Here is a 15,086-nt window from a genome sequence, read left to right on the forward strand (position 1 = left end):
CGCTACCTCCCGGACTGACAGATATCTGCGACACCGTCAAGTTCCGCCCTCGACAGTTCGTCGGCCAGCGCCGCGAGTGCGCCAGTCGAGCCACCGAGCAGGAGACCGTCGGTTCCGGCCACGACCGTGACACCGGCCGTCTCGGCGGCCTCGACGAGTTCTTGTGCTGTCTCGCCGTCGACTCCGTCTACCTGTATCACGCGACCGGTGAGGCCGTCGGCGGCAGTCCCGTCTGCACCGATGTTCTCGATACGTCGCCGGAGTTCGCCGGGCGTCGGGGCGTCGAGTTCGGTCGCCGTCACGCCCGCGGCCGTGGCGCTCGCTCGCTCGGTGAAGGCGTCACCAATCTGTGCGGCGTCACTGGTCTCGGCGACGTCGTGGGTCCGGACGACGTGAGCACCGCGTTCGACGGCCATCGCGGTGGCAGCAAGACTGACCGGTAGCGCCTCCTCGGTCGACCGGTCAGCGATGGTCCGCAGGAAGTTCTTGCGGTTGATAGAGACCAGAAGCGGGCGGCCGTAGGCCCGGAACTCCGGGAGCCGCTCGAATGTCTCGTGGTCGTTGTCGATGGTCTTTGCTTCGCTCCAGCCGCCGAAGGCGGGGTCGAGAATCGTCTTCTCCGTCATCCCGTTCTGGTCGAGTGCGGCGTAGACCTTGTCGACGTAGTCGGCCTGTCGCGCCCACGCTGACGAGCGGGCGTCGGCCCAGTCCACGTCGCCGACCGCGCCGGGGCGTTCGATGTCCGGTGGGCTCGCCATCTTGCCGACGGCCACGTCGTACTCCCGACAGACCTCGGGCATCTCTGGGTCGGCAAAGCCACAGATGTCGTTCACCATGTCGAACCCACGGTCGAGCGCCGCTCGGGCCACTGAGGCGTACCGCGTCTCGATGGAGAAAATCGCGTCACCGCTCACGGACTCGATTGTCTCGACGGCGGTGTCGAGTCTGTCTCGTTCCTGTTCGGCCGAGAGCACGTCAAGGCGCTTGTTGGCCGATTCAAGGCCGATATCGACGATATCGGCTCCCTCGCCGATGAGCTCCTCGTCGACGTAAGCCGCCGCCTCGCCAGGGTCGTCGTACACCGACGGATCGTACGGTGACTCTTTGCTGACGTTCAGTACGCCCATAATCCGTGTCGGATGGTCGTCACCAATATGCAGCCCGGCTGCGTCGACAGTTCGCATTGCCAGTACTTGGATTGTGCCTATTAATGACTGCCGGTTCCGGAAGTAATCTGGACTGATATGATTGCTAATGATTGTATATATCAACATGAATCTTTTACCACTCTGTCACATACTCACAAATATGAAGTCCACACGAAAGGGGCTACGTGCAGGAGACCTAGAGAAAGACACCTACGGGCGGCTCCGGTGCTCGTCGTGTGAGATGGACCTCGATACCGAAAACGACCCGGATGTCGTCGGTAAGGTACGGGCCTGTCCCGAATGCGGCGCACAGTGGAAGGAAGTCGGATAACAGTAAAGCCCACGCCACTCACTGAGTCGTATATGGAATTCACGGGAGACGAGCTGGCCGGCGTTGTCGACCTCTTCGGAGGACTCACGCGGGGAGAGTTGTCGGAGGCGCTCGCCGAGCTCGCGTACAGGCAGGGAGAAAGCTACGATGCGAGCGCCTTCGCGGAGGGTATCGACGAGGCGATCCGGACCTACCATCTCGTTGCTGTCGACGCCGGGGCGCTTGATGCGGTGGTTGACGAGCCGTTGTTGCTCGCCGGCCCGCTTTCATTTCCGACGCTGCCGACTGACGCCAGAGACCTGCCACATATACTGGATATCGAGGCCCGCTCGGTCTCGACGGATGCAGTCGGCCCGACAGTCGCAGAGATGTTCCGCGAAGACGCTCGGGCGGCCATCGAGGCTGGTGACGCCGACCGCATCGAGACCCTGCTCGATGCCAGCTACGAACTCGAACCCTGGGCGGACGTGACGCTGACGGGGATTCGTGAGGAGCTGGCTGGAGCGACACAAACAAATTAAGCCGCTGGGTCACGTTGTATGAACATGCATCTCGATGGGGTGAGACGGCTCGACCCGACGCTGACGACAGCCGAGCGCCGGGACTCTGCAGTCCTCGCTGGGGTCGTTGAGCGCGATACCCCTCATCTCCTCGTTACGAAGCGTGCCGAACACCTCTCAAATCATCCCGGCCAGATGAGCTTTCCGGGCGGGCGACGCGAACCCGAGGACGAGACGCTCTTCGAGACGGCCACCCGCGAGGCCAACGAGGAGGTCTGTCTCGACCCTTCGGAAGTCTCGCTCGTCGGCCGTCTCGACGACATCGTCACTGTCACCGGCTTCTCTGTCAGTCCGTTTGTCGCACGGATCCCCGACCGCAAGTATCTGCCCTGTGACGACGAAGTGGCCGAGATTGCGATCCTCCCGGTCGCGGCGCTGACAGATCTCGATAACTACCACGGCGAGTACCGCGACCACCCTGAGCGCGGCCGGATTCGCGTGCATTACTTTTACGTCGACGAGTACACCGTCTGGGGGGCGACCGCTCGCATGCTCGTCCAGTTGCTCGAGCTGACCACCGACTGGACGGCACCCGAGATAGACGAAGTCGTCGACGCCGACGCGGAGTATCCGCTGTAGTTTCCCCGAATTTTCGTGCCAATCGACAGGATTATGACTCACGGGCCGTTGAGAAACACAGACGAAACGGCCATGACAGTACTTACAGGCGAACGGCTGACAAACGTGGGCATCGACGCGGTCGCGCTTAAGCCGACCGAGGTCGACGTTGAACGCGCCCGCGACCTGGACGTGCAGACTGTGACCATCGACTACGAAGGCCACGAGCACGTCCCAGCGCCAGCCGTCTTCGAACGCCTGGCCGAAGAGGCCGACGTGAGGGCGACGGTTCCGGTCCGTGCGGACGGCTTCGACCCGCTCGGCGACGAGAGTGTCCGGAACAATCTCCCCGATGTCGTCGGAGAGGTCCTCGTCGCCGGCCACCCTGCCTACCTCGAACGGGACGAGCGAAAGCGGGCCATCGCGCCGCGACTCAGCGCCGCAATCACAGACAGTAACGAGCCCTGGGTTGGCACCGAGGGCATCGAACGCACGGCCCTCGCTGCCGGCGGCACACAGTACGAGCTCCTCTCGGGTAGTACCATCCGCGACGTGCGGGCACTCCGGGAGGTCGGCTTCGACGGAGAGATTGCGGTCTACGCGCCGACCGTGTTGACCGACGACGAGGACGTAGTTCTCGACGCTGTCGGCGACTACACCGCCCGCCGCGGCCCAGTCCGGGCTGCACTCCCCGACGACTGCCCGCACGATAGCACTATCAAGGGCGACGCCCGAGAGACGCTGCTGACGGCCTGCTGTGACTACGCGCTCGCCGGCATCAACGACACTGTCACTCACCAGGCGAATCTGCTCAAGGAGGCTGGTGTCGACCATATCGTCGCCTACCCGGCCCGTGGGCTCGACGCACTCGGGGTGTGACTGCTGTCGGCAATTTCAGGTGACGTATTCTCGATAAGAAGAGCCAATCAGCGGACGGGGGAGCTATATGAAGTCGTTGCTTCGCCAGTCGACACTGCTGCCTTCGTCGCCCTCACCAGGGTCGTCGGTGACAGTGATAGATGCCGGTACTTCCTCGCCATCGACGATGCGAATCGCCTCGATATCCTCTTCGTTAGTTGCGACAACGGTGAGTGCCCCTTTCTCGGCGCGGCGGGCAATCTCACAGAGCACCTCGAACATCTGGTACTGGAGTGCGGTGTTCTGGAGCACCGTCTCGCGGTCGCCCTTGAAGCAGGCGTACTCGACGAGCTCGGACTCGATTTCCTCCTCCTCGTCGAGTGAGCCCCACTGTGGGCCGCCGCCGCTGGTTCGCGGTGGCTTTCCCGGAGGGGTCTCTTCTGGGTCTTCCTCGTAGACGCGGTTCTCGGTCACGCTGGCTTTCAGCTGGGCCGTCGGCGTGTACTTGCTGATGCTGTCGTCGGCCGGTACCGCGCTGATGATGAGCGTGTTGTTCCGTCGGGTAAACTCGATGTCGTCGACACGGTCGGGGAGGTCGGGGTCCTCCAGGTACTCGTGGAGCTCTTCAAGTGGCAGTTCCAGCGTCGAGTGGAGTCTGTATACGCGGCTGGTCATGGATGTAGTGGGAGCTGAATGGGCCGGGTTGTCTGCTTTGGCAACGACTCGATACAGATATCTACGGGACCCATCCATAAATGGGCTACCCTTCTGTGCCGTTGAACGGGCCGTCAGTCGTCAGCGGCAGCCGTGTCCCCGGCTCCGTCCTCGGCGGCGTACTCGTCTTCGATGCTCGGCGGGTACTTGCCGCGGTCAAGCGTGAGGTCTGACTGTGGTCGAGCCATACAGGTCAGGGCGTACTCGGATTTCTCCTCGTCGGTCAGCCCGCGTGCGGCCGGCTGTGTCACCTCGCCTTCGATAATCTTTGCCGAACAGGCCAGACACATCCCGACCCGACAGGAGAACTCCTGTGCGATGCCCTCCTCGATACACCGGTTCAGAATCGTCTCCTTGTCGGAGACGGTGATGGCCTCGCCGGTTCCGACGAACTCGACTGTGTGCTCTGTCATTGTCTTTCCTACAATCGTACCGCACTAAACTGTTAAGGTGTCACTCGGCGTCGTGTTCGCCCGAAAATAGCTTCTCGATTGTACCGGCGAGGACGTCGACACCGATATCGAGTGAGCGTTCGTCGACGTCGAACGTCGCGGTGTGGTGGCCGCCAGGGTGGTTCGTTCCGATGCCTACGAAGGAAGCGACGCCGCCGGTCTCCTGGACCCGGTTCATCAGGTAGGTCGCGTCCTCGCTCGCGCCGAGATCGCCCGTGGGTGCGACGTGTGTGACGCCGTCGTGGCCGTCGGCTACCCCGGCGACGACATCGGCCACAGCATCGTCGCTCTCGGCGCTGGGGGCCTCGCTGCCGCGCTCGATGTCGACGGTGCAGTCGTGCATCTCGGCAGCCGACTCAATGACCTGTTCGGCCCGGTCGCGGGTGTAGTCCATCAACTCGGTCGTCTCGCCGCGGACCTCTCCCTCGAGATAGGCGTCCTCGGCGATGATGTTCGAGGCCGTCCCGCCGGCTACCTCACCGGCGTTGACGCGTGTTGCGCCGTCGCCGTGGCGAGCGATGCCATAGAGGTTCTGTATCGCGGTTGCCATTGCTTGGACTGCGTTCGCTCCCGCGTTGGGTTGTGCGCCAGCGTGTGCCGACTCGCCCGCGAACGTCGCTTCGAGGTGGGTGACGGCGTAGAATCCGCCCATCCCTGCGATGACTGTTCCGCTGGGGTTGTCAAGGCCGATGTGGACCGCGAGCAGGGCATCGACGTCGTCGAGGCGGCCGCTCTTGGCAATCGGCCTGCCGCCGCCGACGACCTCCTCGGCGGGCTGGAAGATGACCTTCAGCGTCCCGTCGAAGTCGGCATCGACGAACTCGCGGACGACGCCGAGCCCGAAGGTCATGTGTGCGTCGTGCCCGCAGGCGTGCATGTATCCCTCGTGAACCGAGCGGAACCCCTCTTCTGCGGGCTGATGGCCCGGTCCGTCGGCCTCTCGCTGTGGGAGGCCGTCGATGTCGACCCGGAGCGCGACGGTCGGGCCGTCGCCCCCCTCGATTGTCGCTATCGCACCGGTGTAGCCGCCGGCGAGTTCGTCGAGAATCTCGTCGTCGGCCTCGGTCTCTCGCGCCCGGTTGAGCCAGGCGTCGCGGGTCTCCCGGTCGGGGAGGCCCTGGCGCTCGCCCTCGGCGAGTATCTCGGGACCGAACGCGACGTCGTCGACGCCGAAGGCCCGCAGCTCCTCGATGATGCGTGCTGTCGTCTGAAACTCACACCAGGCAGGTTCGGGGCGGCGGTGGAACTCTCGGCGTCGCGAGACGAGCCAGTCAGAGTGGACGGATTCGGCCATGTCCCAACAAAAGGGGGTCAGGGATATAAACGGACCCGACTGCGGCAACGCTACTCGCCAGTCTGGCTGAACTGCTCGACATCGGCGGAGATGTGGATGCTGTCAGGGTACTCCTCGCCGGCAATCTGGCGGGCAAACTCGTTGTGGTCGATAATCTCGATGACCCGGGTGTAGACAGTGTACTCCCACGGGCGAAAGCGACCGTCCTCGCGCAGGCCCTTGTACAGTGGCACCGTATGGCGCGAGGGGGGCTTTGGGTGTGGCCCCTTAAGCTCGGCACCCTTGCGCTCAGCTCGCCCCTTGATATCGGAGACGACCGACTCCAGCATGTCTCCGTCTCCGCTCTTGAGCGTGAGCCGAGTGATGAACGGCATACACGACGACAACACGGGCGAAGACAAAACCCATTCGTTTTCGATTGCCCGCCGAGCAGTCGTTCGACATTCACTTAACGCATGCCATACTAGGTGGTTACAATGAAGGAGGCCACGAGCGCGGGAGCCATCCTCTTTCGCGATACACGTGGCTGTCGAGAGTATCTCCTCTTGAAAAGCCGCCCAGGCGACTGGGAATTTCCCAAAGGCGGTGTCGAAGGAGAGGAGGAACTCCAGCAGACGGCGATACGCGAGGTGAAAGAGGAGGCCGGAATCGGCGATTTCCGGCTCATCGATGGCTTCCGCGAGGAGTACGACTACGTCTTCGAGGCGGGTGGTGACACCATCCACAAAACAGTCCATCTGTTCATCGCTCGCTCGTTCGAGGCGTCGGCGGAACTGTCACACGAACACCGCGACCACCAGTGGCGCGACTACGAACAGGCGATAAACACCATCACACAGGACGGACCGCGTGAAATCTTGCGCAAGGCCGATAAGTTCCTCGACGACAAGTTCGCCGAGGAGTAACCCGATTACTCGGCCAATGGCAGGCGAACCGAGAACACCGCACCATGCGGGTCATTATCCTCGATATCGACGGTTCCGCCGTACTGCGTGACAAGCGTGTAGACCAGATAGAGGCCGATGCCCGTGCTCGGGCTGTCGAGCCCTTTCTCGCCTTTCCCGAACACGGTTTCTTTCTGTGAGTCCGGGATGCCAGGGCCGTTGTCCGCGACCTGTACGACAACGTCGTCGTCGCGTTGCTCAGCGGTGAGCTCGACTATTGGCGTGTCGTTGTCGTTGTGCTGGACCGCGTTGGTCAGGAGGTTCCTGAACACTGACCCGAGCATCTCGTTTGCCAACACCTCGACGTCTGGAATCTCTCCGCGGAGGTGGAACTCCGCCTCCGGAAACGACTCGCGACGAAGAGCCAGCTCGGTTTCGAGCACCTCTGCCAGCGCGACCGGTTTGCGTTCGAGGTCGCCGTCGCTGGTCAACATCTCGACGTAGTCACGGGCAATCTCGGTGAGTTCGACGACGTGTTCGCCGCTCGCGAGAATCTTGTCCAGGTGTTCTCGGCCAGCCTCGTCGACGTGGTCTTCGACCAGCTGGCCCCACGCGAGGATGACACTCATGTCGTTGCGGATGTCGTGTCTGACCATCCGGTTCAACAGCTCCAGTTCGGTGTTGACCTCTTCGAGCGCTTCCTCGTAGCTTTTTCGCTCGGTCACGTCTCTGACCATCGCAAGAGATGCGTCGTTGCCCTCATACTGTATCTTGGCGACGCTGAGTTCGACGACACGGTGGTTCCCGTCGCTCGTGAGGACGCGAATCTCGTAGCGAGACGGAGGCACTTCTGCCTCGGAGTCGAATCGCTTTTGGTACCGCTTTTCGACCAGGTCTCGGTCTTCGGGTGCGACGACCCGCAGGAACGACCTGTCGAGGAGTTCGTGCTCGTCGTAGCCCGACAGCCGCTCGAACTGTGCGTTGGCAAAGACGATATGGCCGTCCTGGATGATGGCGATTCCGTCGTTGCTCTGTTCGACGAGCGTGGAGTACTTTCGGCGTTCCTCTTCGAGTTCGCGCTCGTGTGCCTTCCGCTCGCTGATATCTCGGGTGTTGATAACGTACCCATCTAACTCCGTGCCAGTCCGGTTGACCAGCGTCGACTCCATCCAGGTCCATGACTCGGTGCCGTGGTCGAACCGGTACTCTGCCGCTCCGGTCGTCCCGCTCGGTGAGTTGACGACCTCCTCGAAGGTCTCTCGTACCCTCGGCCTGTCCGCTGGGTGGACGTACTCGAAGACGTTCTCGCCGACGAGTGCCTCCGGCTCGTAACCGATGACACGCTCTGCGGACTCACTCTTGAACTGGATGACGCCGGCCTCGTCGACGAGCGTGATGCCGTCTGTCGAGTGTTCGACGAGCGCCTGGTACTTTCTGACAGAATCAATATTCATCGGCGTTCCCTCTGAATCTCCGTACGCTCTCTTTGTGCGCTGTCGGAATATATCCCCGGCCTAACTGCGCCGGTGTTACCATCTCTCGCCCGAGGCGAGGTCGGTGTCGCTGTCGAGTTTCGAGGAGGGACAGATATCTTCGAGGACACACGCCTCGCAGTTGGGGTTGCGGGCCGAGCAAACCGCCCGGCCGTGGCTGATGAACAGGTGGGTGCACTGCTGCCACTCCGACTCGGGCACTATCTCCATCAGCTCGCGCTCGATTGCCTCTGGGGTGGACTGTTCAGTCAGCCCAAGCCGTCGGCTCTGGCGTTTGACGTGTGTGTCGACGACAACGCCCTCGACCACGTCGTGGCCGTGCTGGAGAACAACGTTTGCAGTCTTTCGACCCACTCCCGATAGGTCCGTCAGCGCCGACATGGTGTCCGGGACCTCGCCGTCGTGTTCCTCGACAATCTGCTCGCAGGTGTCGCGGATGTAGCTGGCCTTGTTGTTATAGTAGGTAATCGAGTTGATGTCCTCGGCGAGTTCCTCCTGGTCGGCGGCCGCGTACGCCTCGGGACCGTCGTACTTCTCGAAGAGGTCGGCGGTCACGCTGTTGACGCGCTCGTCGGTACACTGTGCAGAGAGGATGACCGCTATCAGTAGTTCGAGACGATTCGAAAACCGCAGCGAGATTGTCGACTCCGGATACTCGTCGTGGAGTCGGTCGACTACCTCGACTGTCTGTTCTTCGGTCGAGGACAACATCGTGCCCATACCATCGGTCGGTCCGGCGGCTCCTTGAGCCCACCGCCTCATCGTGATTATTGCGAGGCGTTGCCGCCACAGTGTCGCTTGTTCTCTCCATCAGGCCCTAAACAAACCGATTTCGTCAATCAGGTCTGCAAATCACCGCAAGAATCACTATCACGCGAAAGGGTCTTCGAGCCAGGCTTCGACAAGCTCGACGAAGATGGCGGCGAATGGGTTTTCGCTGGTCCAGAAGGCAATTTCCTGTGTCATCTCGTCTGCCGACGCCGACTGCGTGCTCACCAGAACAGTGTCGCCGTCAGCGACCAATACCCGCCCGGCGTCGACGTTCATGTCTCGGTGGTCGGGGACGTTGTACGTCCTATAGCCGTCGGTCTCGGGCACCGCATCGAGCACCGACTGATTCGAGCTGCTGACGACGACATCGACTCCTCGCGCAACGGCATCATCGAGCGCAGCGAGCACCTCGCCGTCGAGTGCGTCGACCTCGGTAGCGGCATAGAGGAGTTGGTCTCCGGTGCTTTCGATTACCTCGACGGTTCGTGAGATAATTGCATCCCGGGAGTTGACGAGCCAGATCGACTCGCTACGCTCCTCTCCCTCGTGGGTGTTCTGGACGCGTTCAAGGTAGTTGAACGTCTCAGTTCCGGTCTCGGCGAGTTGGTCGAGCAACAGCCGCCGCGCCTGTTCGAGCCGGACCGGCCGGTAGGCCGTCGGCGTCGACTGCTGGGTCTCGACGAGTCCACGCTCTTCGAGCCCCTCGGACGCGCCGTAGACCTGTGACCGCGGCACGTCGACAACCGAGCTTATCTCGCTTGCTGTTCCCGTCCCGAGTTTCTGGAGGGCGATGAACACCCGGGCCTCGTAGGTCGTCAACCCGAGCTGCTTCAGCCCCGATATCGCTTCGTTCTCGTCCATTGTCTCTTGTGTCGGTTATCGCTTGTCAGCACGTTCGGTATGGCTTCAAACGCCTCTGTGTTTGTACCTTACTACTAACGTCTTTTGTCGTTTTCGAAGCAATGTCGCTTCTACTGTGGCGTACTCGTAACCTTCAAAAATATTTCTGTACATTTCTATGAAGTTTTTTGTCACCTCTACTTAGTTTACAATGATACACTGAAACGACGACCAACACTTTAGTGTAGCGGTACCCAAGTTCAGAGTGTTATGGTAACACAAGCAGCGTTGGCAACAGGGTCAGCGGGGGGCCTGATTGCCGCGATACTGTTCATCCTCGTGGTCGTCACTGCCTACAAGAGTGTCGTCATCGTTCGCGCCTACGAGAAGCGAGCGTACACCCGGTTCGGGAAGTACCAGGGACTGCTCGAACCCGGTCCGAACATCGTCCTGCCGTTCGTGACGAAGACGTACACGTTCGACATGCGGACCCAGACGCTGGACGTGCCACGACAGGAAGCAATCACGCGGGACAACTCGCCGGTGACCGCCGACGCAGTCGTCTACATCAAGGTGATGGATGCGAAAAAGGCCTTCCTCGAAGTGGACGACTACAAGCGTGCGGTGTCCAACCTCGCACAAACGACGCTGCGTGCCGTCCTGGGTGACATGGAGCTTGACGATACGCTGAACAAGCGCCAGGAAATTAACGCGAAAATCCGGACAGAACTGGACGAGCCGACCGACGAGTGGGGGATTCGCGTCGAATCGGTCGAGGTCCGCGAGGTCAACCCCTCGAAGGATGTCCAGCAGGCCATGGAGAAGCAGACCTCCGCGGAGCGTCGCCGCCGTGCGATGATTCTGGAAGCCCAGGGTGAACGCCGCAGCGCCATCGAGGAGGCCCAGGGTGACAAGCAGAGCCAGATTATCCGCGCGCAGGGTGAGAAACAGAGCCAGATTCTGGAGGCCCAGGGTGACTCCATCTCGACGGTCCTCCGCGCCAAGGCAGCGGATTCGATGGGTGAGCGGGCGATTATCGACAAGGGAATGGAGACGCTCGAAGGTATCGGCCAGGGCGAGTCGAACACGTTCGTCCTGCCACAGGAACTCACCTCGCTGGTCTCACGCTACGGCCGTCACCTCCAGGGCAGCGACGTCAAGGAGAACGGCCACGTTCTCGAAGGGCTTGATTTCGACGACGAGACCCGTGAGATGCTCGGTCTTGACGACATCCAAGAGATTCTCGGCGAACTTGAAGACGAGGAGGAAATCGTCGACATCGAAGGGATGGAAGAGGAAGCACAGGCGGTCAAAGCCGGCGAGACGAGCGCAGACATCAAAGACCCCGACGAGATTATCGACGACGGAGCCGACCCCGAGGTCGGCGACAACGCGTAATCGACCGCGGCTGTTTTACCGAGCGAAGCGATTATACGTCTACCCAACGTTGCTCCGATATGGCCCGAGACAGGAGTGTCGACCAGTCGAAACGGGCGACACTCCGTCGGTTCGCTGCCCTGGGTGCAGCCAGCCCACTCGTCGGTCTGGCAAGCGCCGACGAGACTGACAGCGACGCGCCGGACGCCCTCACAGGCTATCTGAGCACGACCCCTGGCGCACACTTTTCGAAGATCCGCGACGACCTCCAGCTCGGAACCGGTGAGACCCAGCATCATCTCCGGGGACTCGAGGAGGAAGATGTCGTCGAAAGCCGGAAAGACGGCGACTACCGACGGTATTTCCCGGCGGGACAGTTCTCGGAGTTCGAGCAGGTGGTCCTGGGTCACCTGCGTCGGGAGACCCAGCGAGGCATCCTCGTCACGCTGCTCGAAGACCCCGGCGCGTCTGCAGGTGATATCGCCGCCACGCTCGACGTATCCAGGCCAACCGTGAGCAAACACGCGGCTCGGCTCGAAGAAGACGGGCTGCTCTCGCGTACGGACGGCTACAGCGTCACAGAACCCGAACAGGTCATGGTGTTGCTCGTGCGATACGCCGACTCCTTTGGCGAGGACGCCGCGGCGCTGGCGTCGATTGCGCCGGCGTTGCTCGATTACGCCCCCGACGCTACGTCGTGACCATCCATGTCGTACTGGAGGAGTAACCCCACTTCTCGACAGAGACCTCGAACTCGCCCTGTTCGATGGCCTTCATATTCGTCCCGACCTCTTTGGCAGACATTTCGAGGTCGTCGGCGATGAGTCTGGACTTGAAGTAGGTCTGTTCGTCGGCGTGCTCTCGCAGGTAGCCAAGGATACGCTGTTGTTTCTCCGAGAGGGTCATAGCTCCCGTCGCGGTCTCGGCCGTCGTGCTCATACAATACATTCGGTCCCGTTCACGTATAGCCGGTTTGGTACGAAGAGTTAACACCGCGTTGTGGTGTGGTTTTCGGGAGAGAACGACGCGAGAGGTGTTTCGGGTGACAGCCTGTCTGACTCATTGCCGGGCTGGCCGACGTTCCTGGTACGGCACCGAAACAGCAACGCCAGCTTACTCCGGGATTGCTTCTCCGACCGCGAAGTTCGATTTGACCTCGGTTATTTCGACTTTGACCCGCTCACCGACTTCGGTGTCGGGAACGATGATGACGTATCCTCGCTCGACGCGGGCGATACCGTCGCCCTGTTTGCCGAGGTCTTCGATTTCGACATAGCGAATCTCGCTGGGCTCGACCGGCGGCTGGGGTGCGTCGGAGACCTCGGCCTCGGTCGTTGTCTCGGTCTCGGGAGCGATGAGCGCGATTCGGTAGGTCTCGCCGGCCGACACCGCACCGGTTTCGACCTCTCGGCGAGGTACTTCGATGCGGTAGCTGTCGCCGTCGTCCAATACATCGGCGCTGTACAGACAGAGGAGTTCGTCTGATATCTCCACAGGTACTCGAACCTCCGTATGTACTCTGGCAACTGCTACCCTCAAAGTAGTTGTTATCTGCCACCCCGGTAGCCCGTGTTCGGTGTCTGCCCGCGACAGGCCTCAGTACGGCTGTCCGTCGGCGTCTTTGGGCCCCTCCGAATCGTAGACGACGACTCCGTCGGTCTCGACTGGCTCGTAGTTGTCTCTGACCCCAATCGCCTCCTCCAGTTCCCGCACGGCTCGTTCTTTGAGCGCGGCGGCCAGCTCTTCGGCGTCAGCCCGCGAGATGTCTCGTCCCAGTCCCTCACACTCGTGTGCCCGAACCATCCCCTCGCTGTCGACGGCCTCGCCGAGGGGTTGGGATGTGCCCCCAAGCGCGACACTGAACGGGTAGGTCTGACAGATAAGCGGCCGATCCTCGTGGACGGTACACCGCGCGGCCGCGTCGTCGTAGAAGGTACAGTCGCCACAGCCGTCGGTCTGGAGCGCCCACTCGAAGGTCTCGCCGCCGTCCTCGGTGAGGCCGTACGGCATCGGACGTGCCACGTCCCGCCAGTCGTACTCGTCCTGTTCCTGTAACTCGCGCACCTCGTCGGGAAAGGCCGTTGCGGTGTGCTCTTCGTCGGATGCTGTGTCGCCACAGTCGGCGGCCTTACAACAGGCCCCGCAGTGGGTACACTCGAAGCCGATTGACTCGATTGCGTCCGCGAGGTGCTCGACCGACAGCGAACGGGCGCGGTCGAGTTCTGTCTCCAGGCTCTCCACATGTGAGTCTTCGTCGGTGGCCTCAAAAGCGCGTCGGGCCAGTTACTCGAAGATGTCGCTCTCGGCTTCGAGGTCTGCGAGCTCCTCGGCGACAGTACTCGCTTCGGCAGGGTCGAGTGCTACCTCGATTTCGTTGCCGCTGCCGTCTTCACAGGTAATTTTCACCCGCTCGTCGCCGAACTCCCGGACCTCGACGGAGTCGACGTCGTAGAGTTTCGCGGTCGCGGACTTGTTCGAGGCACCGACGTGTTTGAGCGCCCCGTCTTTCAACTCGAAGATGAACCGGTCTACGTCGAGCGTGAACATAGCCGATACTCTGCCCCCCAGCCTGATAAGCACACACGACCGCTCACAGCAGAACGACACCAGCCAGGGCCAAGACGACGGCGAGAGCGAGCCCGTACTTCGCCGCCGTCCAACGCAGCATCCGGGTCAGCCCGTCTTTCCCTCTGTCTGAGATGAAAAGCGGCGTCTCGTCGGTGCCGATGACCGTCGGGCGGCCGTCTTGCATCCGAACTTCGCCGTGGACAAACAGCGACTTACCGACCGGAACGCCCCGCGCATCGATGAAAAACTCGTCCATGTGGATGTCGTCTCGGTACAGGTCTACGACGTCGGTCAGCGTATCGACCGCGACCTCGCCGACCGTCGAGCGAAGGCAGATGAACCGGGAGTCGAAGAGATACCGCGTCACGAGTGCCGGGAGCGAGAGGTTCCCGCGGGGATTGCCCACTTCCAGCCCCGATAAGGTCGGAGCATCGTACCGCTCTCGGAGCCAGTCGAGGTTGACGTACAGCCGCTGTCGGTCACTCTTGACGCCGAACTGTCCGGATTCGACACCAGAGGCAAACGGCTTCCGTCGCTGGCGGAACTCGTTGCGTGCCGTGTCGTAGGTGTACGCTCCCGAGCTGAGAAAGCCGGCCTGCCAGACGTACGCGCCCACATCGCCGGCGTCGGGAAACAGCCGGTCGGCCGCTGTTGCCGGCTCCTCGACGAACGTCTGCCCCCGACAGCAACCGCTTCGCCGTCGCCGATGGTCGGGCTTTCTGTCGGCGAGACACCCCACAGCGCGGTGAGCGCCCACAACACCCTCGCGAGTCTGGAGGCCAATAGCACGCCGATGGCGGCGAGCAATCCGCCGATGACGAATGCGTCGACGCTACTCACGCTGTGTGATTCTGACGCTATCGTCAAATTACTGTCTTTTCGACCGCGCCGCTTGGCTCGTGGTTGCTGTCGGGACGGGCGGCCGCCGTCTCGGTGAACGGCTTTATTATCGTTCCCTCGTATTTACAAATATGCCCATCATGTCGAGCGACGACTTCACCGTCCACGACGACGATTGCGATGAAGTCGGGGATGGGATGCCCATCTCGGACCTGCCCGACGAGGTCACGTCGATAGACGATCTTGAGTGTCAGTGTTGGAACGAATACGACGAAATTGCTGAAATCTAGGCGACGAACCTACGACCGAGAGCCACCACTCTTTAGCCCCGAGCACTGTCTGTCCGTCCACATGGCGTTTCTTCTGATCTGTCAAAAACTGCCGTACGTAACCGTCTA

General features: G+C 61.6%; 21 protein-coding genes. 8 read left to right on the forward strand and 13 right to left on the reverse strand.

The window, feature by feature from the left end:
• Positions 1-2: 2 nt before the first annotated feature.
• Positions 3-1,184, reverse strand: a complete 1,182-nt coding sequence (gene folP / locus OSC37_RS11810; protein ID WP_267161648.1) for a dihydropteroate synthase — start codon at positions 1,182-1,184, stop codon at positions 3-5.
• 124 nt (positions 1,185-1,308) lie between these two features.
• On the opposite strand from folP, the gene OSC37_RS11815 reads away from it, so the two are divergent.
• The 4 genes from OSC37_RS11815 (at position 1,309) to OSC37_RS11830 (ending at position 3,476) form a co-directional block, all read left to right on the forward strand.
• Entirely contained in the window at positions 1,309-1,479 is a 171-nt protein-coding gene (locus OSC37_RS11815) for an HVO_0758 family zinc finger protein (RefSeq protein ID WP_267161649.1), read from the forward strand.
• 32 nt (positions 1,480-1,511) lie between these two features.
• Positions 1,512-2,000: a DUF7109 family protein gene (locus tag OSC37_RS11820; protein ID WP_267161650.1), complete on the forward strand. Its 489-nt coding sequence runs from the start codon at positions 1,512-1,514 to the stop codon at positions 1,998-2,000.
• Between the two features lie 24 nt (positions 2,001-2,024).
• A complete protein-coding gene (locus OSC37_RS11825) occupies positions 2,025-2,618 on the forward strand; it encodes an NUDIX hydrolase (protein WP_267161651.1) in 594 nt (197 codons plus the stop codon).
• Positions 2,619-2,690: 72 nt separating this feature from the next.
• Positions 2,691-3,476 (forward strand): DUF7388 family protein, encoded by a 786-nt coding sequence (locus OSC37_RS11830; protein ID WP_267161652.1) that lies wholly within the window; start codon positions 2,691-2,693, stop codon positions 3,474-3,476.
• A gap of 63 nt (positions 3,477-3,539) precedes the next feature.
• Here the strand turns inward: OSC37_RS11830 and OSC37_RS11835 are convergent, their stop codons facing one another.
• The 4 genes from OSC37_RS11835 to OSC37_RS11850 form a co-directional block, all read right to left on the reverse strand.
• Positions 3,540-4,130 carry a DUF7110 family protein gene (locus tag OSC37_RS11835; RefSeq protein ID WP_267161653.1) on the reverse strand — a complete coding sequence of 197 codons (591 nt, stop codon included), beginning with the start codon at positions 4,128-4,130 and terminating at the stop codon, positions 3,540-3,542.
• A 113-nt stretch (positions 4,131-4,243) separates the two neighbouring features.
• A complete protein-coding gene (locus OSC37_RS11840) occupies positions 4,244-4,582 on the reverse strand; it encodes a 2Fe-2S iron-sulfur cluster-binding protein (RefSeq protein WP_267161654.1) in 339 nt (112 codons plus the stop codon).
• Positions 4,583-4,622: 40 nt separating this feature from the next.
• Positions 4,623-5,915, reverse strand: a complete 1,293-nt coding sequence (locus OSC37_RS11845; protein WP_267161655.1) for an amidohydrolase — start codon at positions 5,913-5,915, stop codon at positions 4,623-4,625.
• 50 nt (positions 5,916-5,965) lie between these two features.
• Positions 5,966-6,289 (reverse strand): uS10/mL48 family ribosomal protein, encoded by a 324-nt coding sequence (locus OSC37_RS11850; RefSeq protein WP_267161656.1) that lies wholly within the window; start codon positions 6,287-6,289, stop codon positions 5,966-5,968.
• 102 nt (positions 6,290-6,391) lie between these two features.
• Here OSC37_RS11850 and OSC37_RS11855 point away from each other — a divergent pair, with 102 nt between their 5' ends.
• The gene (locus tag OSC37_RS11855) at positions 6,392-6,820 is read left to right on the forward strand and encodes a bis(5'-nucleosyl)-tetraphosphatase (RefSeq protein ID WP_267161657.1); all 429 of its coding nucleotides are present in this window, start codon (positions 6,392-6,394) and stop codon (positions 6,818-6,820) included.
• 5 nt (positions 6,821-6,825) lie between these two features.
• On the opposite strand, the gene OSC37_RS11860 is transcribed toward OSC37_RS11855, so the two are convergent.
• The 3 genes from OSC37_RS11860 to OSC37_RS11870 form a co-directional block, all read right to left on the reverse strand.
• Positions 6,826-8,253 (reverse strand): PAS domain-containing sensor histidine kinase, encoded by a 1,428-nt coding sequence (locus OSC37_RS11860; protein ID WP_267161658.1) that lies wholly within the window; start codon positions 8,251-8,253, stop codon positions 6,826-6,828.
• A gap of 75 nt (positions 8,254-8,328) precedes the next feature.
• Positions 8,329-9,012 carry an endonuclease III gene (nth, locus tag OSC37_RS11865; RefSeq protein WP_267164187.1) on the reverse strand — a complete coding sequence of 228 codons (684 nt, stop codon included), beginning with the start codon at positions 9,010-9,012 and terminating at the stop codon, positions 8,329-8,331.
• Positions 9,013-9,162: 150 nt separating this feature from the next.
• Entirely contained in the window at positions 9,163-9,924 is a 762-nt protein-coding gene (locus OSC37_RS11870; protein ID WP_267161659.1) for a TrmB family transcriptional regulator, read from the reverse strand.
• Between the two features lie 249 nt (positions 9,925-10,173).
• Between OSC37_RS11870 and OSC37_RS11875 the strand changes: the two genes are divergently transcribed.
• Together OSC37_RS11875 and OSC37_RS11880 are read left to right on the forward strand one after the other, a co-directional pair.
• On the forward strand, positions 10,174-11,301 hold the full coding sequence (locus OSC37_RS11875; protein ID WP_267161660.1) for an SPFH domain-containing protein: 1,128 nt from the start codon (positions 10,174-10,176) through the stop codon (positions 11,299-11,301).
• 59 nt (positions 11,302-11,360) lie between these two features.
• Positions 11,361-11,981, forward strand: coding sequence for a winged helix-turn-helix transcriptional regulator (locus OSC37_RS11880; RefSeq protein WP_267161661.1), 621 nt, complete (start codon positions 11,361-11,363; stop codon positions 11,979-11,981).
• On the opposite strand, the gene OSC37_RS11885 is transcribed toward OSC37_RS11880, so the two are convergent.
• The 5 genes from OSC37_RS11885 to OSC37_RS11905 all read right to left on the reverse strand — a co-directional run bounded on the left by OSC37_RS11885 (position 11,971) and on the right by OSC37_RS11905 (position 14,587).
• Complete coding sequence (locus OSC37_RS11885; RefSeq protein WP_267161662.1) at positions 11,971-12,219, reverse strand: DUF7123 family protein; 249 nt, start codon at positions 12,217-12,219, stop codon at positions 11,971-11,973. The two genes, OSC37_RS11880 and OSC37_RS11885, sit on opposite strands and share 11 nt — an antisense overlap.
• 174 nt (positions 12,220-12,393) lie before the next feature.
• Positions 12,394-12,774 (reverse strand): TRAM domain-containing protein, encoded by a 381-nt coding sequence (locus OSC37_RS11890; protein WP_267161663.1) that lies wholly within the window; start codon positions 12,772-12,774, stop codon positions 12,394-12,396.
• A 102-nt stretch (positions 12,775-12,876) separates the two neighbouring features.
• Positions 12,877-13,521 carry a YkgJ family cysteine cluster protein gene (locus tag OSC37_RS11895; RefSeq protein WP_267161664.1) on the reverse strand — a complete coding sequence of 215 codons (645 nt, stop codon included), beginning with the start codon at positions 13,519-13,521 and terminating at the stop codon, positions 12,877-12,879.
• A 42-nt stretch (positions 13,522-13,563) separates the two neighbouring features.
• Entirely contained in the window at positions 13,564-13,827 is a 264-nt protein-coding gene (locus OSC37_RS11900; RefSeq protein WP_267161665.1) for a hypothetical protein, read from the reverse strand.
• 43 nt (positions 13,828-13,870) lie between these two features.
• Positions 13,871-14,587, reverse strand: coding sequence for a GIDE domain-containing protein (locus OSC37_RS11905; protein ID WP_267161666.1), 717 nt, complete (start codon positions 14,585-14,587; stop codon positions 13,871-13,873).
• A 232-nt stretch (positions 14,588-14,819) separates the two neighbouring features.
• Between OSC37_RS11905 and OSC37_RS11910 the strand changes: the two genes are divergently transcribed.
• Positions 14,820-14,978, forward strand: coding sequence for a hypothetical protein (locus tag OSC37_RS11910; protein ID WP_267161667.1), 159 nt, complete (start codon positions 14,820-14,822; stop codon positions 14,976-14,978).
• The last annotated feature ends 108 nt before the right edge of the window (positions 14,979-15,086 follow it).

This window comes from Halovenus salina, assembly GCF_026410925.1.
In the GTDB taxonomy this organism is placed as follows: Archaea; Halobacteriota; Halobacteria; order Halobacteriales; family Haloarculaceae; genus Halovenus; species Halovenus salina.